Here is an 18,224-nt window from a genome sequence, read left to right as displayed (position 1 = left end):
CCACTCGCTACGACAAGACCACCGAGTCCTACCAGGCCGCCGTCACCCTCGCCTCGCTCCTGATGTGGGCGTGACATTTGAAGACATCTCCTAGCGGTCCTTCGCCGGCGGCTGCGTGTCCCCGTCGGTGCCGTTGTTGCCCTCCGACGCCTCGCCGCTCCTGCGCCGCAGCTCCTCCTCGCGGCGCCGCAGATCCGCCTCCCAGTCCTTCAGCAGCGCCTCGTCCTTCTTGTTCTCCTCCTTGAGGGAACGCAGGAACTCCGGATTGTCGTCCGGCGCCACCCACTTCGCCGTGCTGTGGTTGCGGTGCCACTCCGAGGGCGTACTGCCGCCCCCGCCCGCCACCGCATACCGCTGCTTGCCGGCGACCAGCCACGCGATCGGGCCGATCAGCACCTCGCCGAAGAGCAGGATGACGATCACCCAGACCACCTTCGGCAGTCCGCGCACCTGCGATTCGGGGGTGTTGAGGCAGTCGATGAACGCGTAGATCCACAGTGCCAGCACCAGAAGGTACGGCAGATACCTGAGCATTGCGGACGAGCCCCCTGCGGACGACGGCGGGCCCTCGGCAGGGCCCGGTGACCCGCTCAGGGTAGTGCGTGCCCGATACTGGAACGCATGGCTTATGACGATCTCCGCTCGTTCCTGCGCGCTCTTGAGCGGGAAGGCGACCTCAAGCGCATCAAGGCCGAGGTCGACCCGTATCTCGAAGTCGGCGAGATCGTGGACCGGGTGCAGAAGGCCGGCGGTCCCGCGCTGCTCTTCGAGAACGTCAAGGGCTCGGCGATGCCCCTCGCCATGAACGTCTACGGCACCGACCGCCGTCTCCTCAAGGCCCTCGGCCTCAAGGCGTACGAGGACATCAGCGCCAAGATCGGCGGCCTGCTCAAGCCCGAACTGCCGCACGGGTTCGTGGGGATCCGCGAGGCGTTCGGCAAGCTCGCCGGCATGACGCACGTCCCGCCCAAGAAGGTCAAGGGCGAGAGCGCCCCGGTCCAGGAGGTCGTGCTCACCGGCGACGACGTCGACCTGGACCAGCTGCCCGCCCTCTTCACCTGGCCCAAGGACGGCGGCTCGTTCTTCAACCTCGGCCTCACCCACACCAAGCACCCCGAAACCGGCGTCCGCAACCTCGGCCTCTACCGCCTCCAGCGCCATGACAAGCGCACCATCGGGATGCACTGGCAGATCCACAAGGACAGCCGCAACCACTACCAGGTGGCCGCCAAGCGCGGCGAGAAGCTGCCGGTCGCCATCGCCTTCGGCTGCCCGCCGGCCGTCACCTACGCCTCCACCGCCCCGCTCCCCGGCGACATCGACGAGTACCTCTTCGCCGGCTTCCTCCAGGGCAAGCGGATCGAGATGGTCGACTGCAAGACCGTCCCGCTGCAGGTCCCGGCGCACGCCGAGGTCGTCATCGAGGGCTGGCTGGAGCCCGGCGAGATGCTTCCGGAGGGCCCGTTCGGCGACCACACCGGCTTCTACACGCCGCAGGAGCCGTTCCCCGCCCTGAAGATCGACTGCGTGACGATGCGGAAGCGCCCGCTCCTCCAGTCGATCGTGGTGGGCCGCCCGCCGACGGAGGACGGCCCCCTCGGCCGCGCGACGGAACGCTTCTTCCTCCCCCTGCTCAAGATCATCGTCCCGGACATCGTGGACTACCACCTCCCCGAGTCCGGCGGCTTCCACAACTGCGCGATCGTCTCGATCGACAAGAAGTACCCCAAGCACGCACAAAAGGTGATGCACGCGATCTGGGGCGCCCACATGATGTCCCTCACCAAACTCATCGTCGTCGTCGACGCCGACTGCGACGTCCACGACCTCCACGAGGTCTCCTGGCGCGCCCTCGGCAACACCGACTACGCCCGCGACCTGACCGTCGTCGAAGGCCCCGTCGACCACCTCGACCACGCCTCCTACCAGCAGTTCTGGGGCGGTAAGGCAGGCATCGACGCGACGAAGAAGTGGCCCGAGGAGGGCTACACCCGCGACGGCGGCTGGCCCGACATGGTCGAGTCCGACCCCCGCACGGCGGCCCTCGTCGACCGCCGCTGGAAGGAGTACGGCCTCTGATGACCAGCGCCTCCGCCGCCCTCCCGCAGCCCGGCCGCACCAAGGCCTTCCTGCGCCTCGTCATGATCGAGCACTCGGTCTTCGCGCTGCCCTTCGCCTACATCGCGTCCCTGACCGCGATGTACCAGCGCGACAAGCGCATCGACTGGCTCCTGCTGCTCCTCGTCACCGTCTGCATGGTCGGCCTGCGGACCTTCGCGATGGCCGCCAACCGGATCATCGACCGCGAGATCGACGCCCGTAACCCCCGCACCGCCCACCGCGAACTGGTCACCGGCGCGGTCTCGGTGAAGTCCGCCTGGACCGGCGCCCTGATCGCCCTCGTCGTCTTCCTCGGCGCGGCCGCCCTGCTCAACCCCCTCTGCCTGGCGCTCGCCCCGGTCGCCGTCGTGCCGATGGTGGTCTATCCGTACGGCAAGCGCTTCACCCACTTCCCCCAGGCCATCCTCGGCCTCGCCCAGGCCATGGGCCCGATCGGCGCCTGGATCGCCATCACCGGCACCTGGTCCTGGGACGCCGTGATCCTCGGCCTCGCGGTCGGCATCTGGATCGGTGGCTTCGACCTGATCTACGCCTGCCAGGACGTCGACACCGACCGCGAGATCGGCGTCCGGTCCGTCCCGGCCCGCTTCGGCATCCCCGCCGCGATCCGGGGCGCCCGCGGCTGCCACCTCGTCACCACGGCGCTCTTCGTCTGGTACGCACTGGCCACCGGCGCCGGCCCGTTCTTCTGGTTCGGCCTGCTGATCGTGGCGGCGGCCTTCCTCTACGAGCACACCCTCGTCCGCCCGCACGACCTCACCCGCCTGAACCGGGCCTTCTTCCAGGTCAACGGCTTCATCGGCATCGCACTGTTCGTGTGCGCGCTGCTGGACCTGGTGGTGCGGGGGCTGTCGGTCTGAGGGGCGGGGCCGGGGCGGCTTGAAGCGGCCCCGGCTTGTGCACTCAGCGGGCGCTGCCCATGGTGCGGTCGGCGCTGGAGCCCTGGAGCAGCAGGGTGGTCTCCTCGATGCGGCTGAAGCGGCCGTCCGCTGCCAGGTCGGCGAACACGTACACCTCCATCCGCACGCTGGTGCCGTCCTTCTTCGTGAGGTGGGCGGTGTGCCGGTCGGCGTACTTGCTGCCGTCGTAGAGCTCCTCGTGGACCTCGACGTGGCCGTCGGCGACGAGGGTGCGCAGGTGGGCGATGTGCTCCAGGAATTCGGTGCGGTCCACCCACTGTCCGTCGGTGCGCTGACGGTACTCCGGGGCGAAGTGGCGGTCGGCTGCCTCCTGCAGGGTCAGGTCGCCGTTGAGGAGCAGGTCGGTCAGGGCGGCCTCGATGCCGGTGCGGGTCATGGAACTTCCTTCCGAGAGGAACCAAGATGCGTGCGTCGCGCACGCTTCTGCTTGACCGTAGCACCAAATGCGTGCGCCGCGCACGCTATTGTTGAGGGGTGGAGAAGGAAGTAGGACACGAGATCGCCGACGCGCTGGGCATCCTGCTGCGGCGCACCACCCGCACGCAGCTGCACGGAAAGCTGACCGAAGGCATGGGTGAGGCGGTGGACGAACTGACCTACCCCGTGCTCAGCACGCTCGCCCGGACCGGCCCCTGCAGCGCGGCCGACCTGGCGCCCGACGTGGGGCTCGACCGCTCCGGCGTCACCCGCCGGGCCACCCGGCTGGAGGACGCCGGCCTCATCCGGCGCGAACCGGACCCCGCCGACGGGCGCGCACATCTCCTCGTCCTCACCGAGCAGGGCACCCGCACCGTGGCCGAGCTGCGCGCACGGCTGGCCGCCCACATCATGGCGAGCCTTTCCTCGTGGCCACCGGGCGAGGCCCAGGACTTCGCCCGCCACCTGCGCCGCTTCGCGCTCGACGGCCCGTTCGCCTGACGCGAGCGATCCGAAAGGCGCGCCCTAGATGTTCGTGGGGAGCGAGGGACCCGGGAGGGCGGGGTGGGGGCGGGTGCGGAGGGTGAAGGCCGCGGTGATGCCGCCCAGGAGGCCGAAGAGGTGGGCCTGCCAGCTGACCTGGCCGGCGGTCATGGGCAGGGCGCCCCAGAGGATCGAGCCGTAGACCGCGCCGACGGCGAGGCCGATGACGATGTCGAGGGCGGAGCGCTCGATGAAGCCGCGCACCAGGAGGTAGCCGAAGAGGCCGAAGATCACGCCGGAGGCGCCCGCGGTGTTGCTCCCGGTGGCGGCGGTGAGCCACACGCCCAGGCCGCTGACCAGGGTGATCAGGAGTACGACGGCCAGGAAGCGGCGGATGCCGCTGCGCAGGGCGGCGAGGAGGCCGAGCAGCAGCAACGGCAGGGTGTTGGCGGCCAGGTGGCCGAAGCCGAAGTGCAGGAAGGCGGCCGGTACGACGTCCACGAGCTCGGAGGGCTCGCGCGGCTCTATGCCGAAGGTGTCCAGGGCGCCGCCGGTGACGACGTCGACGCCTTCCAGCAGCCAGAGCAGCGCGACCCAGCCCAGCATCAGCACCAGGCACGTGGTCAGCTTCGCCCGGTCCTGTCGCATCGCAGTCCGTCCCGTCCCCGTCATTCCTGCCCGCCTCCCCGTCATCCTGCCCGTCCGTCAGTCGTCCGGCAGCCGTCGCGGTTGCCCGTTCTGCGCCCGCTCGGGCCCCACCTCACGGCTAAGAACGGCCATGACCGGGTTCCTGGTTCCGCCGGATAGGCTCGATGCGTGGAGCCGCCGCACAACAACACCAGTCACGACACGAGTCGCCACGTCCCCCAGGACGCTCACCAGGACACCGGCCCGCCGGCCGCCGAGCGCCGTCGGCCCTGGGTCGTCGGGGTTTCCGGGGCGTCCGGAACGCCGTATGCGGCGTCCGTGTTGCGGGGGCTGCTCGCTGCCGGTGAGGCGGTGGATCTGGTCGTGAGCCGGGCGTCGCGATTGACGTTGCTGGATGAGACCGGGATCGCCTTCCGGGACGCGCATTGGCGTGCCGACCTGCGGGAATGGCTGGCGCGCGGGGCGGACGGGAAGCCGGGGACGTTTCCGGTGACCGACGCGGAGCTGGCGCGGGTGCGCTACTGGGCGGCCGGAGATCTGGCGGCCGGGCCGTCGTCGGGTTCGTACCCGGTGAAGGGGATGCTGATCGTCCCCGCCAGCACGGCGTGCGTGGCCGGGGTGGCGCTGGGGCTGTCGAAGGACCTGCTGCAGCGGGTGGCGAGCGTGACGCTCAAGGAGCGGCGTCGGCTGGTGGTCGCGGTCCGGGAGACTCCGCTGAACGGCCCGACGCTGAAGCATCTGGTGACGCTGGACGAGGCGGGCGCGATCGTGCTGCCCGCCTCGCCGGCGTTCTACGCGGGGGCGACGCACATCCAGGATCTGGTGGATTTCGTCGCGGGCCGGGTGCTCGATGCGGCGGAGGTGCCGCACGGGTTGTACCGGCGTTGGGAGGGGGAGCTTCGGGGTGGCTCCAAGGAAGAGGAGGAGGCCCCGGACGCTCCTTAGCGCTTCTTCGCCGCGGCGGCGCGCCCGAAGCGGCGCCGGGCCCGCGGCTCGGTGGGCTTGTGGGCACGTGAACGATTGGCCTGGTCCTGCAGCTCGCGCATGCGGGCGTAGGCCATCTCGATCGAGTACACGGTGACAACTCCTGTGAGATCGTCTCTGATCGCTTGAAAATCGCAGGGACTAGGCCCTGTGTGCCTTAGATTCTACATGCAGAACTCGAAAATGCGTAAAGATTGGAAGGCTTGAGGGCATGGACGCGGTGGATAGGCAGCTCATCCAGGCACTGCGCGAGAACGGCCGGGCCTCGTACGCGGAGCTCGGCCGGCTCGTCGGCCTCTCCGGGCCCAGCGTCACCGACCGGATCAATCGCCTCGAAGCGGCCGGAGTGATCACCGGTTACCGCGCGACGGTCAACGCCGCCTCGCTCGGCCTCGGCGTCACCGCCCTGGTCGGCATCTCGCTGTCGGACGCGGCCGACCACGAGGACGTCGCCCGCCGGCTGCGCGACCTCGAAGAGATCGAGGACTGCTGGTTCATCGCGGGCGACGACTCCTACATGCTCAAGGTGCGGGTCGGCGACGTCGACGGGCTGGAGCGCACCATCCGGCGGCTGTCCGGCACCAAGGGCGTCTCCCGTACGCGCACCACGATCGTGCTGTCCACCAAGTGGGAGAACCGCGTCGGGGAACTGCCCGAAGAGGCCGAGTAGAGCCCGGGGCCGAGCAGGAGGACGGCGCCGGGCAGGACGGGGCCGGGCAGGACGGGGCCGCCCCGGCCCCGGACTCGCCAAGGGCGCCCCGTCCGCGCCGATTACGGGGGAGTACGCTCGACGAAGCCCGTTTCCGGCACCGAGACCGTGCCGCGGGTCGGCACAGATACGGCAGAGACTGGGAGGCGACCGGATGGCTGCGTCGATGGATGTGGGCCTCAAGCGTGAGCTGGAGGCGAAGGTCCACGCCGGGGAGCGGCTGACCCGCGAGGACGGTATCGCCCTCTACGAGTGCGACGACCTGGCCTGGCTGGGCGGTCTCGCCCACGAGGTGCGCACCCGCAAGAACGGTGACGTCGTCCACTTCAACGTCAACCGTCACCTCAACATGACGAACGTGTGCACCGCCTCCTGCGCGTACTGCTCCTTCCAGCGCAAGCCGGGCGAGAAGGACGCGTACACGATGCGCATCGAGGAGGCCGTCCGCCTCGCCAAGGCGATGGAGAACGAGAACCTCACCGAGCTGCACATCGTCAACGGCCTGCACCCGACCCTGCCGTGGCGCTACTACCCGCGCTCGCTGCGCGAGTTGAAGAAGGCGCTGCCGAACGTCTCCCTCAAGGCGTTCACGGCGACCGAGATCCACCACTTCGAGACCATCTCGGGCCTGTCCGCCTCGGAGATCCTCGACGAGCTGATCGACGCGGGGCTGGAGTCGCTCACCGGCGGCGGCGCCGAGATCTTCGACTGGGAGGTCCGGCAGCACATCGTCGACCACCGCACCCACTGGGAGGACTGGTCGCGGATCCATCGCCTGGCGCACGAGAAGGGCCTCAAGACCCCCTCGACGATGCTCTACGGGCACATCGAGGAGCCCCGGCACCGCGTCGACCACGTGCTGCGGCTGCGTGAACTCCAGGACGAGACCGGCGGTTTCCAGGTCTTCATCCCGCTGCGCTACCAGCACGACTTCGTCGACATGCAGGACGGCAAGGTCCGCAACCGCCTCCAGGCGCGCACGACCATGGCCACCGGTGCCGAGGCGCTGAAGGTCTTCGCGGTCTCCCGCCTCCTCTTCGACAACGTCCCGCACGTCAAGTGCTTCTGGGTGATGCACGGTCTGCAGACCACCCAGCTCGCGCTGCAGCACGGTGCGGACGACATGGACGGCTCGGTCGTCGAGTACAAGATCACGCACGACGCGGACAACTACGGCACGCCGAACAAGCTGACCCGCGAGGACCTGCTGGAGCTGATCCGCGACGCCGGCTTCCGTCCCGTCGAGCGCAACACCCGCTACGAGGCGATCCGCGAGTACCCGGGCCCGGACCCGGACCGCCGTGAGGCGCCCCAGCCGATGCGCGTCTGAGGACCAGAGGCGCAGGGCAGGCGCCCGATGGCAGGCGGCAGGGGCCCGGAAGATCGCCCCTGCCGTTGTGCTTGACTGGAGGCGACCCTTTCGGTTGCCGTTGAGAAGAAGGTCCCGTCCGTGAGTAGCCACAAGTTCGCCACGCTCCGCTACACCGCCCTTCGCCTCGGCCTGTTCGTCGCCTGCTTCGCGGTGGTGTGGGCGCTGGCCTACTTCCGGATCATCCCGCTCGCGGTGGGCGCGTCGAACACCGTCTGGATGCTGCTGCTCGCCATCGTGATCTCCGCGCCGCTCAGCTTCGTGCTGCTGCGCAAGCAGCGGGACGCGATGTCCGAGCAGATCGTCGCCAAGGTCGACCGCCAGCGCGAGCGCATCGCGGCCCACGCGGGCCAGGAGGACGACCTCGTCTGACCCCGCCGCCCGGCGCCCACCGCAGCGGCGCCCGCGGCCGTAAGGCACCCCGCGCGCGGTCGTAGGACACCCCGCGGCAGTGAGACACCTCACGCCCCCTCATCCCGTCCGGCAGGCGCCGGTCCCTGGAGCTCCCCTCCACGGACCGGCGCCTGCCGCGTTGTTGACGCCCGTTCGGTCGCCGGCACCCCGGGGAACCTCCATGGAACTCAAAGATTTTCTTTGGGTTCCTCAAAGTTCGAGTGTTAACGTACTTGCCATGAAGACAGCAGCCGCGCCCTCGTCCCCCATGAGCGTTCCGCTCGTGGTGCGCCTGCACGTCGATCTTTGCCGCTGTATGTCCGCGGCCTGTCGTCGCCGCTGACCGACCTCATGCAGCGGCCGGAGATCCTGCCTCTTCCGTAGGGACCTCCTGGCGCTTTTTCACGCCTTTCCCAACGCCTTATCTGTCCCCGGAGTGTGTCCGTTGTCCACGTCGTCCGCGCCGTCTGCGCCATCCGCGCCGTCCACGAAGACGCCGAAGTCCTCCCGCATACCCAAGGTCCCGTTCTGGGCCCAGATCCTGGCGGGCCTCGCCCTGGGTGTGCTGCTCGGCTGGGTGGCCAAGAGCAATGACCTCGGCTGGCTCACCTCGACGCTCCAGCACATCGGCGACCTCTTCGTCCAGCTGCTGAAGCTGGCCGTCGCCCCGCTGGTGTTCTTCGCGATCCTGGTGTCGATCACCAACCTGCGGCAGGTCAACAACGCCGCGCGACTCGCCACCCGCACCCTGCTGTGGTTCATGGCCACGTCGCTGATCGCGGTGGCGATCGGCCTGGCCATCGGCCTGCTCACCCACCCCGGCGCGGGCACCGGCCTCACCCCCGAGGACGGCAAGCTCCCCGAGCACGCCGGCTCCTGGATCGACTTCCTGACCGGCATCGTCCCGACGGACGTCATCACCCCGTTCACCGAGCTGAACGTCCTGCAGATCGTCTTCATGGCGGCCGTCGCCGGTATCGCCGCGCTCCAGCTCGGCGAGAAGGCCGAGCCGGTCCTGCGGCTCAGCCGCTCGGTCCTCGAACTGCTGCAGAAGGCCCTGTGGTGGGTCATCCGCCTCGCCCCGATCGGCACCGTCGGCCTCATCGGCAACGCCATCGCGACGTACGGCTGGAACCTGATCGGCAAGTACGCGACCTTCACCGTCGACATCTACGTCGGCTGCGCGATCGTCCTCTTCGGCGTCTACCCGCTGCTGCTGGCGACCGTCGCCAAGGCCAACCCGCTGCAGTTCTTCCGCGGCGCCTGGCCCGCCATCCAGCTGGCCTTCGTCTCCCGCTCCTCGGTCGGCACCATGCCGGTCACCCAGCAGGTCACCGAGCGCCTCGGCGTGCCGCGCGAGTACGCCTCCTTCGCGGTGCCGTTCGGCTCGACGACCAAGATGGACGGCTGCGCCTCGATCTACCCGGCGATCGCCGCGATCTTCATCGCCCAGATCTTCGACGTCCACCTCGCCGTCGGCGACTACATCCTGATCGCCTTCGTCTCCGTCATCGGCTCCGCCGCCACCGCCGGCCTCACCGGCGCGACGGTCATGCTGACCCTGACCCTCTCCACCCTGGGCCTGCCCCTGGAGGGCGTCGGCCTGCTGATGGCCATCGACCCGATCCTGGACATGATGCGGACGGCCACCAACGTGGCCGGCCAGTCGGTCATCCCGATCCTGGTCTCCGCCAAGGAAAAGATCCTGGACCGCGAGGCGTACAACAGCGCGAAGAGCATCAGCCTGGGCTCGGCCACTGCCGAGGGCGCGGAGGAGCAGCTCTCCGTGCCGGCTGCGGCATAGCTTGACCTGCGCGACCTGAGCGTGTCCTCCGACTGCGCCCCGATCTCCTTGAGGTCGGGGCGCAGGCGTTCCTGCCGGTCACGGAACGAACCGGTCGCAGAACGAACCGGCCATGGAACGAACCGGTCACGAAACTGGCCGGTGGGCTGTCCGGCTGGGCTATCCCGCTCTCTTTCCGGTGCCGGCCGGTTGGGGTTCGCCGATTTCCGGCACGCGCAGGGAGAACCAGCCGACCCGGTGGCCGAACAGCCACACCACGCCCAGATACAGCCCCGGGCCGACTTCGCGGATTTCGTCGCGAATGCCGCGGGCCGCCAGGGAGATCTTCGAGTAGTCGACGACGATGCACTCCCGGTCGTCCAGCCGGCTCGGACCCCGGTAGACCTGGGCGACGATGGCGAGGATGTCGAAAGTGGTCAGCCGATTGCTCACATAGCCCGGCTCGAAGACCTTGCCCCGCCACACGGCCAGGCGCACCAGCCGGGCGAGCGGCCGGGCCACCTCGCTGCCTCCCCACCGGACGATGCCCGTGCCCTCCAGTGGCCCCGTGGGAATGTCACCGGGCGGGCTTTCGCGGAAGAGCTCCAGCAGCCGGGCATCACCGGCGTTGAGCAGATCCGCCTCGCTGACCGCCTCGTTGACCGTCTCGTTGACCGCCACGATCATCCTCCGTGATCCTCTCTACGGCCATCACCCTGACGCACGGTCAGCAGGATCAGCAGGGCCACCAGGACCACCGGCATCACCAGGACCACCAAGGCCCCACGCCGCTCATGGGAACCAAGGCCCCACGCCGCCCATGGGTCCCTCCGACCTCACTCTGGGCGTCCCGCAGGAAACCCACCATCGCTGCCGGGCCGAACGGGGGAGTCCGTGCCCGCCCTCGCAGGAAGTCGTAAGACGACTAGCTGCGCTGGCGGACCCGGCGGGCGGCGGGGCCCGGGCCGGGGGCGGGGGTGCCCAGAGGGCCGGTGGCCAGGTGGGTCAGGAGGCGGAGGAACGTCTCCCGGTCCTCGTCCGGCAATGCCGCGAGGGCCCGTTCGTGCACCGCGTCCACGATCCGCTGGCTGCGCTCGGCGGTGCGTGCGCCCTCCTCCGTGACGGCGATGATCCGGGCCCGCCGGTCGGTGCTGGAGGGGCGGCGCTCGGCGAGCCCGGCCTTCTCCAGGGCGTCGACGGTCACCACCATCGTCGTCTTGTCCATGTCGCCGATCTCGGCGAGCTGGATCTGGGTGCGTTCCTCCTCCAGCGCGTGCACCAGGACGCAGTGCATGCGCGCGGTGAGCCCGATCTCGGCGAGCGCCGCCGACATCTGGGTGCGCAGCACATGTCCGGTGTGGTCCAGCAGGTAGGAGAGGTCCGGCTGGGTGCGGGTCGGGGGCGGCGACATGGCGGTCATGGCTCCAGCGTAAGCCACGATCGGTCCGAGAAATATAGTCTGCAACGGAACTATCTGCTACGGTCCTTCTGTCTTCGTCGCCGGCCGGCACCCGTCCGCTCACGCCGTCCGGCGCACTTTCCGTACGTACTGCGACAGGAGGGCCACCGTGCCCACGTCCCGTTCCGTTGCCGTGTCCCGTTCCGTGCCCACGTCCCGCTCCGCACCCGTGTCCCGTTCTCTGCCCAAGTCCCCGCCTGGGCCCCCGAGTTCACCGCGCCGTGGTCTCGCCCTCGGTGTCATCGCCGCCAGCACGCTGATGATCGTGCTGGACGGTTCGATCGTCACCGTGGCCATGCCGGCCATCCAGCGTGACCTCGGGTTCAGCCCCGAGGGCCTGAGCTGGGTCGTCAACGCCTACCTCGTCGCGTTCGGCAGCCTGCTGCTCCTCGCCGGGCGGCTCGGCGACCTCCTGGGGCGCAAGCGGATGTTCGTCGCCGGCACCGCCGTCTTCACCGCCTCCTCGCTTCTGGCGGGCCTCGCCTCCGGGCCCGCCGTACTGCTCGCCGCCCGCTTCCTGCAGGGCGTCGGCAGCGCCATGACGGCGGCCGTCGGCCTCGGCATCCTCGCCGCCCTCTACCCCGAAGGGCGCGAACGGGCCCGCGCCCTCGCGGTGTTCAGCTTCACCGGTGCCGCCGGCGCCTCGATCGGCCAGGTGCTCGGCGGCCTGCTGACCGACGCCCTGGACTGGCACGGGATCTTCCTGATCAACCTGCCCATCGGCGCCGCCGTCCTCGCCCTGGCCCGCCCCGCACTGCCCGCCGCTCGGGGGCTCGGCCTGCGGGCCGGGGCCGACGCCTGGGGCGCGCTCCTGATCACCGCAGGTCTCATGGCGGCGCTCTACGGCATCGTCAACACCGCGACGTACGGCTGGACTTCACCGCGCGCGCTGGTTCCGGCGTCCGTCGGTACGGCGCTGGTCGTCGCCTTCTTCCTGCGCCAGGCCCGGGCCCGCACCCCGCTGTTGCCGCTGCGCATGCTGCGCTCGCGCGCCGTGGTCACCGCCAACCTCGTCCAAATGCTCATGATCGCCGCCCTGTTCGCCTTCCAGGTGCTGGTGGCGCTCTACCTGCAGGGCGTACTCCGCTACGACGCCGCCCGCACCGGACTGGCGATGCTCCCCGCCGCCCTGGCCATCGGCGCCACCTCGCTGGGCGTCTCGGCCCGGCTGATCGCCCGCTACGGGGAGCGCGCAGTACTGCGTACCGCCCTCGTCCCGCTGATCGGCGCCCTCGCCCTGCTCACCCGGCTGCCCGTGCACGCCGCCTACGTCACCGATCTGCTGCCGGTGATGCTGCTCGTGGCCGGCTTCGGCCTGGCTCTGCCGGCGCTCACCGCACTCGGCATGTCCGGCGTCGACAGCCAGGACGCCGGCCTGGCCTCGGGCCTGTTCAACACCACCCAGCAGCTAGGCTCGGCGCTGGGCGTCGCGGCGTTGTCCACGCTGGCGGCCGGCCGCACGGACACCCTCACCGGGCAGGGCAGCCCCCGCCCCGAAGCCCTCACCGCCGGCTACCACGTGGCCTTCGCCACCGGTGCGGGACTGCTCGCCCTGGCCCTGCTGGCCGCCACGGTCCTGCTGCGGCGGCCCCGGGTGCCGGAGGTGGCCGCGGTGCCGCACGGGGCCACGGTGGCGGACGTTCCCAAGGTGACGGACCTTCCCGAGGTGCCGGACGTGTCCACGGTGCCGCACGGGACCACGGTGACGGACGTTCCCGAGGTCCCGGACGTGTCCACGGTGCCGCACGGGACCACAGTGACGGACGTTCCCGAGGTGCCGGACGTGTCCGCGGTGCCGTCCGCCTGACCCGACCTGCCCCGCACGCGAGCCCCCACTCGCACGCGAGCCCCCACTCGCACGCGAGCCCCCACTCGCACGCGAGCCCCCACTCGCACGCGAGCCCCCACTCGCACGCGAGCCCCCTCTCGCACGCGAGCCCCCTCTCGCACCCGAGCCCCCTCTCGCACCCGAGCCCCCTCTCGCACCCGAGCCCCCTCTCGCACCCGCACCCCCAACCCGAGCCCCCACCCACCGAAAGGGAACCCCTCATGCCCGGCCCCGCCCCCCGCGTCCTCACCGAGACCGAACTCGACGGCATCCTTCAGGAGCAGCAGTTCGGCGTGCTCGCCAGCGTCCGCAAGACCGGCCACCCGCACCTCGCCACCGTCCTGTACCGCTGGGACCCGGCGGAGCGGATCGTGCGGATCTCCAGCACCCAAGGCCGCCTCAAGCCCCGCCACCTGCGCGCCGACCCGCACGCCGCCCTGCACGTCAGCCGCGATGTGTGGGCCTACGCGGTCGCCGAGGGCGAGGTCGAGGTCTCGTCGCCCACCACCGTCCCCGGCGACGCGGTCGGCCGCGAACTGCTCGCCACGGCCGCCGCGGGCGGGGCCCCGCTGGACGAGGACGCCTTCCTGGCGGAGGCCGTAGCCGAACGGCGCGTCGTCCTCCGCCTCAAGGTCTCCCGCCTCTACGGCACGGCACTGGACGTCAACGAAGGTTCCGCGTGACCGAAGGCTCGGCGTGACCGAAGGTTCCGCGTGACGGAAGTCTGAAGGCTCCCAGGGACGGGGGCTCTCCCGCGGGGGGGCGAACGCGCCCCCGCAGGCCCCCGCCAGGCCGCCGCCACCGCCCCCGCCAGGCCCCTGTCAGGCCGCCGCCACCGCCCCCGCCAGGCCCCTGTCAGGCCGCCGTCACCGCCCCCGTGTGCGCCAGGATCGCCTTCGCCAGCGGCCCCTGTACGGCCGGCGGCAGCGCGTGCCCCATCCCCGGGATCTCGACGACATGCGCGCCGCCGACGCACTGCGCGAGGTGCTGCGGATGCGGCGGCGGGAACACCGGCTCGGCGGGCGCCGCGATCACCAGCGTGGGCACCTCGTTCCGCGCCAGCGCCTCCGTACGCAGCATCCCGCTGTCGTCCGCCCGCCCGTGCGCGGTGCCCACCCGGTGGTGCCCGGTGTGCTCGATGACCCGCCGCTCCAGAGCCTCGTAGTGATCGGCGTCGAACGGGAGTTGACCACCGGCGAGTACCCGCCAGTGTTCGAGCCGCCGCGCCACTTCCGCCTCCGGGCCGTGGTCCTCGACCGGGCGGGCCCACAACTCCAGGACCTCGGGCCTGATGCCGGGCAGTTCACCGACCGGGACGACGGAGCCGTCCGGCGCGGTGTAGGGGGTGGTGCTGAGGGCCATGGTGCCGATGAGAGTGGCGCCGATCCATCGGTCGGGGTGGTCGGCGAGCACCATCTGGGCCAGCATGCCGCCCAATGACATGCCGACGAGATGCGCACGCTCGATGCCCAGCCCGTCCAGGACGGCGATCACGTCGTCCGCGAGATCGGCGATCCGGTACGGACGGTCGTCGAAGCACCAGGTGGAGCGACCGGTGTCCCGGTGGTCGTAGCGGATCACCCGGTGGTGTTCGGCCAGCGCGTCGACCAGCTCCTCCGGCCAGCCGACGCCGGTCGCCTGGGCCCCCATGACGAGCAGCAGCGGGGGTGCGTCGGCGGCGCCGCGCTGCTCGGTCCACAGGCGGATGCCGGGGGCGACGTCGAGGACCTGCTGCACGGTGATGGCCTCCAGGAACGGCGGGGTGAAGGGGTAGTCCTTCAGCCCCGGTCAACGGAACGAGACGTATCGTCTCGTTGCGTAGCTGTAGCTGTCAACTCACCGGCAGCCGGCACCTCGCATGCCGCCTTCAACTCGCCTGCAACTGTCAAGAAAACGAGGAGGAAAAAGTGCTGTCAGTGCTGCCCTGCGGATGGCGGGAAGCCGTCGGGGAACCGGGCGTGGAAGGCGAAGATCGTAAACTTACTTTGCGGTAAAGGGGCGGGGCGGAGGGATATTCAGGGTGGGAGCTGTGAAGAGTAAGCGGGTGCCGAGGGCCGTCCGGGAACAGCAGATGCTCGATGCCGCGGTGCGGACCTTCGCCCGGCGCGGCTACCGAGCGGCGTCGATGGACGAGATCGCCGAGGTGGCCGGGGTCTCGAAACCGCTGGTCTACCTCTATCTGAACTCGAAGGAAGAGCTGTTCAGCGCGGTCATCCGGCGCGAGGCGGCGGCGCTGGTGACGGCCGTGACCGCGGCCGTGGAACCCCGGGCGGCGGCCGACCGCCAGCTGTGCAGCGGCCTGCGCGGCTTCTTCGCGCACACCGCCGAGCACCCGGACGGCTGGGCCGTGCTCCACCAGCAGGCCCGGACGCACGGTGAGCCGTTCGCGCGCGAGGTCGCCGCCATGCGCGCGGAGATCGTCTCCTTCGTCACGGATCTGATCGGCGTCGCCGCGAAGGAGGCGGGCTGCGCCGGTGAACTGGCCGAACGCGAGGTGGCCGGACTCGCACACGCCCTGGTCGGCGCGGCCGAGTCGCTCGCGGAATGGGCCAACGTCCGTACCGACGAAGGGCCTTCGGGGGAACGCGTGCATCCGACGGCGAAGGACGCCGCGGCCACGATGATGAACTTCGCCTGGGCCGGCCTGGATCGAGTGATGGCGGGTGAGCGCTGGGCGCCGGCCGGACCGGCCGACCTGGCCTGACCGGCCGTCCTGGCCTGACCGGCCCTACCGGGGTCCCGACCCCTACCCCTGCTCGGGTCCCTGCCCGTCCCCCACCCGGGAACCCCGACCCCTACCCGGGGGCCCGTCCCCTACCCGGGGACCCCGACTCCTCCTGCTCCCGCGGCTGTTGGTCCCGCCCGCAGCGGACAAAGATCCCGCTGTACGGGCATTGGCCGGCCCGAAGTCCTCGCGTAAATTTACCTCGCAGTAAGGTTACTGCCGGGTCAGGAGATGGGGACACGGGGCCCAACTCTGCGATGGCACACGGCAGTTGGACCGTGCGGGCGCGAGACCAGGCGTCCGGCGCGGGCCCGACCACGCTGCAGCACTCCACCGGAGAAACAGCACTCCACCGGAGAAACGAGGAGCCGCTCGTGTCCCACCAGGGAAGTGCCCCTGTCCCCACCCCCGCCCCCACCCTCGTCGAGCCCCACAGGGCGACCCGGCCCGACGGCACCGTCCGCGAGGTCTACGTCCCCCCGCTCGTCCCGCCCGTGACCCACGGTTCCCTCGGCGACCTCCCCTTCGCCAACGCCGCCGAGGCCCCCGCCGACGTCGTCCTGGCCCGCAAACAGCCCAGCGGCGCCTGGCGCGACATCACCGCCGCGGAATTCGCCGCCGAGGTCCGCGCCGTCGCCAAGGGCCTGATCGCCCACGGCCTGGGCCCCGGCGACCGGCTCGCCATCATGGCCCGCACCACCTACGAGTGGACCCTCCTCGACTTCGCCGCCTGGGCCGCCGGCCTGGTCACCGTCCCCCTCTACCCCACCTCCTCCGCCCACCAGGCGGAATGGATCTTGAACGACTCCGGCGCCCGCGCCTGCGTCGTCGAGGACGTCGACGAAACCCGCCTGATCAGCGGCATCCGCGGCCGGCTGCCCGCCCTCGACCACCTCTGGCAGTTCAACACCGGCGCCGTCCCCCACCTCATCGCCGCCGGCCGCGACCTCCCCGACGACGCCGTCGACGCCCGCCGCGCCACCACCGGCCCGCACGCCCTCGCCACCCTCATCTACACCTCCGGCACCACCGGCCGCCCCAAGGGCTGCGCCCTCACCCACGGCAACTTCTTCGCCGAGGTCGACAACGCCGTCGAACTCCTCCACCCGGTCTTCCGATCCGTCAGCCAGGAACCCGCCGCCACCCTCCTCTTCCTCCCCCTCTCCCACGTCTTCGGCCGGATGGTCGCGGTCGGCTGCCTCCGCGCCCGGGTCCGCCTCGGCCATGCCCCCAGCATCCAGACCGACGACCTGCTCGCCGACCTCGCCGGCTTCCGCCCGACCTTCCTCCTCGCCATCCCCTACGTCCTGGAAAAGGTCTTCAACACCGGCCGGGCCACCGCCGAGAAGATGGGCCGCGCCGCCTCCTTCGACCGCGCCGTCCGCATCGCCCGCGCCTACGGCGAAGCCGTCGAGGCCGAGGAACACGGCAAGGGCCCCGGCCCCGGTGTCGCCCTCAAGGCCGCCCGCAAGCTCTACGACCCCCTCGTCTACCGGCGCATCCGCGCCGCCCTCGGCGGCAAGGTCCGCCACGTGATCTGCGGCGGCTCCCCCCTCGGCCACCGCCTCGCCGCCTTCTACTCCGGCGCCGGCATCGAGATCTTCGAGGGCTACGGCCTGACCGAGACCACCGCCGCCGCCACCGTCACCCCGCCCCTGCGCCCCCGCATCGGCACCGTCGGCTGGCCGCTCCCCGGCACCGCCGTCCGGATCGCCGACGACGGCGAGATCCTCCTCCACGGCGGCCACGTCTTCGGCGGCTACTGGGACGCCGCCCTCGGCGCCGCCCGCCCCGCCACCGACGCGGACGGCTGGCTGCCCACCGGCGACCTGGGCGCCCTCGACGCGGACGGCTACCTCACCATCACCGGCCGCAAGAAGGAGATCATCGTGACCACGGGCGGCAAGAACGTCGCCCCCGCCCCTCTGGAGGACCGCCTCCGGTCCCACCCCCTCGTAGGCCAGTGCCTGGTCATCGGCGACAACCGCCCCTACATCACCGCCCTGCTCACCCTCGAACCGGACGGCCTCGCCCACTGGCGCCAGATGCACAAGAAGACGGACGTCCCGCTGGAGGACCTCGTCCGGGACCCGCGGCTCCTCGCCGACCTCCAGCGCGCCGTCGACGACGCCAACGCGCTGGTCTCCCGCCCCGAGTCCGTCCGCCGCTTCGCGGTCCTCCCCGCGGAATTCAGCGAACAGACCGGACATCTCACCCCCTCCCTGAAGCTCCGCCGTTCCGCCGTGGCACGAGATTTCGCCAAAGACATAGAAGGCCTTTACGAAAGGACGTGACCCCCCTCTGGAGCCAGGGCCGTCCGCGCGTCAAACTGGAACCCCGTGTCACCTCTGTGGGGGAGGTGGCACGGGGCCTTGGCGCTGCCTT

19 protein-coding genes are annotated in these 18,224 nt (G+C 70.8%); 12 read left to right on the top strand and 7 right to left on the bottom strand.

All coding sequences use genetic code 11. The annotated features are described in order from the left end of the window. Window positions 1-90: 90 nt before the first annotated feature. On the bottom strand, window positions 91-534 hold the full coding sequence (locus AB0E02_RS32430) for a PLD nuclease N-terminal domain-containing protein (protein WP_362146065.1): 444 nt from the start codon (window positions 532-534) through the stop codon (window positions 91-93). An 87-nt stretch (window positions 535-621) separates the two neighbouring features. Here AB0E02_RS32430 and AB0E02_RS32425 point away from each other — a divergent pair, with 87 nt between their 5' ends. Further along, window positions 622-2,079 carry a menaquinone biosynthesis decarboxylase gene (locus AB0E02_RS32425; RefSeq protein ID WP_362146062.1) on the top strand — a complete coding sequence of 486 codons (1,458 nt, stop codon included), beginning with the start codon at window positions 622-624 and terminating at the stop codon, window positions 2,077-2,079. Continuing rightward, window positions 2,079-2,981 carry a menaquinone biosynthesis prenyltransferase MqnP gene (gene mqnP / locus AB0E02_RS32420; protein ID WP_362146059.1) on the top strand — a complete coding sequence of 301 codons (903 nt, stop codon included), beginning with the start codon at window positions 2,079-2,081 and terminating at the stop codon, window positions 2,979-2,981. Before AB0E02_RS32425 ends, mqnP begins: the two co-directional genes overlap by 1 nt. Before the next feature lie 43 nt (window positions 2,982-3,024). Here mqnP and AB0E02_RS32415 read toward each other — a convergent pair whose 3' ends face one another. Continuing rightward, window positions 3,025-3,417 (bottom strand): nuclear transport factor 2 family protein, encoded by a 393-nt coding sequence (locus tag AB0E02_RS32415; RefSeq protein ID WP_362146056.1) that lies wholly within the window; start codon window positions 3,415-3,417, stop codon window positions 3,025-3,027. 98 nt (window positions 3,418-3,515) lie between these two features. On the opposite strand from AB0E02_RS32415, the gene AB0E02_RS32410 reads away from it, so the two are divergent. Next, entirely contained in the window at window positions 3,516-3,959 is a 444-nt protein-coding gene (locus AB0E02_RS32410; protein WP_362146053.1) for a MarR family transcriptional regulator, read from the top strand. 24 nt (window positions 3,960-3,983) lie between these two features. On the opposite strand, the gene AB0E02_RS32405 is transcribed toward AB0E02_RS32410, so the two are convergent. After that, window positions 3,984-4,589, bottom strand: coding sequence for a rhomboid family intramembrane serine protease (locus tag AB0E02_RS32405; protein WP_362146050.1), 606 nt, complete (start codon window positions 4,587-4,589; stop codon window positions 3,984-3,986). A gap of 168 nt (window positions 4,590-4,757) precedes the next feature. Between AB0E02_RS32405 and AB0E02_RS32400 the strand changes: the two genes are divergently transcribed. Next, the gene (locus AB0E02_RS32400) at window positions 4,758-5,534 is read left to right on the top strand and encodes a UbiX family flavin prenyltransferase (protein ID WP_362146045.1); all 777 of its coding nucleotides are present in this window, start codon (window positions 4,758-4,760) and stop codon (window positions 5,532-5,534) included. On the opposite strand, the gene AB0E02_RS32395 is transcribed toward AB0E02_RS32400, so the two are convergent. Beyond that, window positions 5,531-5,665 carry a hypothetical protein gene (locus tag AB0E02_RS32395; protein WP_362146042.1) on the bottom strand — a complete coding sequence of 45 codons (135 nt, stop codon included), beginning with the start codon at window positions 5,663-5,665 and terminating at the stop codon, window positions 5,531-5,533. The two genes, AB0E02_RS32400 and AB0E02_RS32395, sit on opposite strands and share 4 nt — an antisense overlap. A 119-nt stretch (window positions 5,666-5,784) precedes the next feature. Here AB0E02_RS32395 and AB0E02_RS32390 point away from each other — a divergent pair, with 119 nt between their 5' ends. The 4 genes from AB0E02_RS32390 (at window position 5,785) to AB0E02_RS32375 (ending at window position 9,848) form a co-directional block, all read left to right on the top strand. After that, window positions 5,785-6,243, top strand: a complete 459-nt coding sequence (locus tag AB0E02_RS32390) for an Lrp/AsnC family transcriptional regulator (RefSeq protein ID WP_030416168.1) — start codon at window positions 5,785-5,787, stop codon at window positions 6,241-6,243. Between the two features lie 205 nt (window positions 6,244-6,448). Then, a complete protein-coding gene (gene mqnE, locus AB0E02_RS32385; protein WP_030416167.1) occupies window positions 6,449-7,612 on the top strand; it encodes an aminofutalosine synthase MqnE in 1,164 nt (387 codons plus the stop codon). Between the two features lie 120 nt (window positions 7,613-7,732). Beyond that, window positions 7,733-8,023 (top strand): DUF4229 domain-containing protein, encoded by a 291-nt coding sequence (locus AB0E02_RS32380; RefSeq protein WP_362146037.1) that lies wholly within the window; start codon window positions 7,733-7,735, stop codon window positions 8,021-8,023. A gap of 466 nt (window positions 8,024-8,489) precedes the next feature. Beyond that, the gene (locus AB0E02_RS32375) at window positions 8,490-9,848 is read left to right on the top strand and encodes a dicarboxylate/amino acid:cation symporter (protein WP_362146034.1); all 1,359 of its coding nucleotides are present in this window, start codon (window positions 8,490-8,492) and stop codon (window positions 9,846-9,848) included. A 159-nt stretch (window positions 9,849-10,007) separates the two neighbouring features. Here AB0E02_RS32375 and AB0E02_RS32370 read toward each other — a convergent pair whose 3' ends face one another. After that, entirely contained in the window at window positions 10,008-10,514 is a 507-nt protein-coding gene (locus AB0E02_RS32370) for a hypothetical protein (RefSeq protein WP_362146031.1), read from the bottom strand. Between the two features lie 238 nt (window positions 10,515-10,752). After that, the gene (locus AB0E02_RS32365) at window positions 10,753-11,247 is read right to left on the bottom strand and encodes a MarR family winged helix-turn-helix transcriptional regulator (RefSeq protein ID WP_362146028.1); all 495 of its coding nucleotides are present in this window, start codon (window positions 11,245-11,247) and stop codon (window positions 10,753-10,755) included. 208 nt (window positions 11,248-11,455) lie between these two features. Between AB0E02_RS32365 and AB0E02_RS32360 the strand changes: the two genes are divergently transcribed. Together AB0E02_RS32360 and AB0E02_RS32355 are read left to right on the top strand one after the other, a co-directional pair. Continuing rightward, the gene (locus AB0E02_RS32360) at window positions 11,456-13,093 is read left to right on the top strand and encodes an MFS transporter (protein WP_362146024.1); all 1,638 of its coding nucleotides are present in this window, start codon (window positions 11,456-11,458) and stop codon (window positions 13,091-13,093) included. A 242-nt stretch (window positions 13,094-13,335) separates the two neighbouring features. Further along, on the top strand, window positions 13,336-13,797 hold the full coding sequence (locus AB0E02_RS32355) for a TIGR03618 family F420-dependent PPOX class oxidoreductase (protein ID WP_362146021.1): 462 nt from the start codon (window positions 13,336-13,338) through the stop codon (window positions 13,795-13,797). 172 nt (window positions 13,798-13,969) lie between these two features. On the opposite strand, the gene AB0E02_RS32350 is transcribed toward AB0E02_RS32355, so the two are convergent. Further along, on the bottom strand, window positions 13,970-14,851 hold the full coding sequence (locus AB0E02_RS32350; protein ID WP_362146018.1) for an alpha/beta hydrolase: 882 nt from the start codon (window positions 14,849-14,851) through the stop codon (window positions 13,970-13,972). Window positions 14,852-15,134: 283 nt separating this feature from the next. Between AB0E02_RS32350 and AB0E02_RS32345 the strand changes: the two genes are divergently transcribed. Both AB0E02_RS32345 and AB0E02_RS32340 read left to right on the top strand, forming a co-directional pair. After that, on the top strand, window positions 15,135-15,818 hold the full coding sequence (locus AB0E02_RS32345; RefSeq protein WP_362146015.1) for a TetR/AcrR family transcriptional regulator: 684 nt from the start codon (window positions 15,135-15,137) through the stop codon (window positions 15,816-15,818). Window positions 15,819-16,213: 395 nt separating this feature from the next. Further along, a complete protein-coding gene (locus tag AB0E02_RS32340; protein ID WP_362146012.1) occupies window positions 16,214-18,133 on the top strand; it encodes an AMP-dependent synthetase/ligase in 1,920 nt (639 codons plus the stop codon). Window positions 18,134-18,224 lie beyond the last annotated feature (91 nt).

It is taken from the genome of Streptomyces sp. NPDC048196 (genome assembly GCF_040652715.1).
Lineage (GTDB): Bacteria > Actinomycetota > Actinomycetes > Streptomycetales > Streptomycetaceae > Streptomyces > Streptomyces siderophoricus.
The sequence above is the reverse complement of the archived record's forward strand: the minus strand, read 5'-3'. Positions and strand labels throughout refer to the sequence as shown.

What these genes read in the sequence shown, in the direction of transcription:
- AB0E02_RS32425 (WP_362146062.1), top strand. Translation starts at nt 622, where the DNA reads ATGGCTTATGACGATCTCCGCTCGTTCCTGCGCGCTCTTGAGCGGGAA.
- AB0E02_RS32355 (WP_362146021.1), top strand. Translation starts at nt 13,336, where the DNA reads ATGCCCGGCCCCGCCCCCCGCGTCCTCACCGAGACCGAACTCGACGGC.
- mqnP (WP_362146059.1), top strand. Translation starts at nt 2,079, where the DNA reads ATGACCAGCGCCTCCGCCGCCCTCCCGCAGCCCGGCCGCACCAAGGCC.
- AB0E02_RS32390 (WP_030416168.1), top strand. Translation starts at nt 5,785, where the DNA reads ATGGACGCGGTGGATAGGCAGCTCATCCAGGCACTGCGCGAGAACGGC.
- AB0E02_RS32415 (WP_362146056.1), bottom strand. Translation starts at nt 3,417, where the DNA reads ATGACCCGCACCGGCATCGAGGCCGCCCTGACCGACCTGCTCCTCAAC.
- AB0E02_RS32430 (WP_362146065.1), bottom strand. Translation starts at nt 534, where the DNA reads ATGCTCAGGTATCTGCCGTACCTTCTGGTGCTGGCACTGTGGATCTAC.
- AB0E02_RS32365 (WP_362146028.1), bottom strand. Translation starts at nt 11,247, where the DNA reads ATGACCGCCATGTCGCCGCCCCCGACCCGCACCCAGCCGGACCTCTCC.
- AB0E02_RS32405 (WP_362146050.1), bottom strand. Translation starts at nt 4,589, where the DNA reads ATGCGACAGGACCGGGCGAAGCTGACCACGTGCCTGGTGCTGATGCTG.
- mqnE (WP_030416167.1), top strand. Translation starts at nt 6,449, where the DNA reads ATGGATGTGGGCCTCAAGCGTGAGCTGGAGGCGAAGGTCCACGCCGGG.
- AB0E02_RS32370 (WP_362146031.1), bottom strand. Translation starts at nt 10,514, where the DNA reads ATGATCGTGGCGGTCAACGAGACGGTCAACGAGGCGGTCAGCGAGGCG.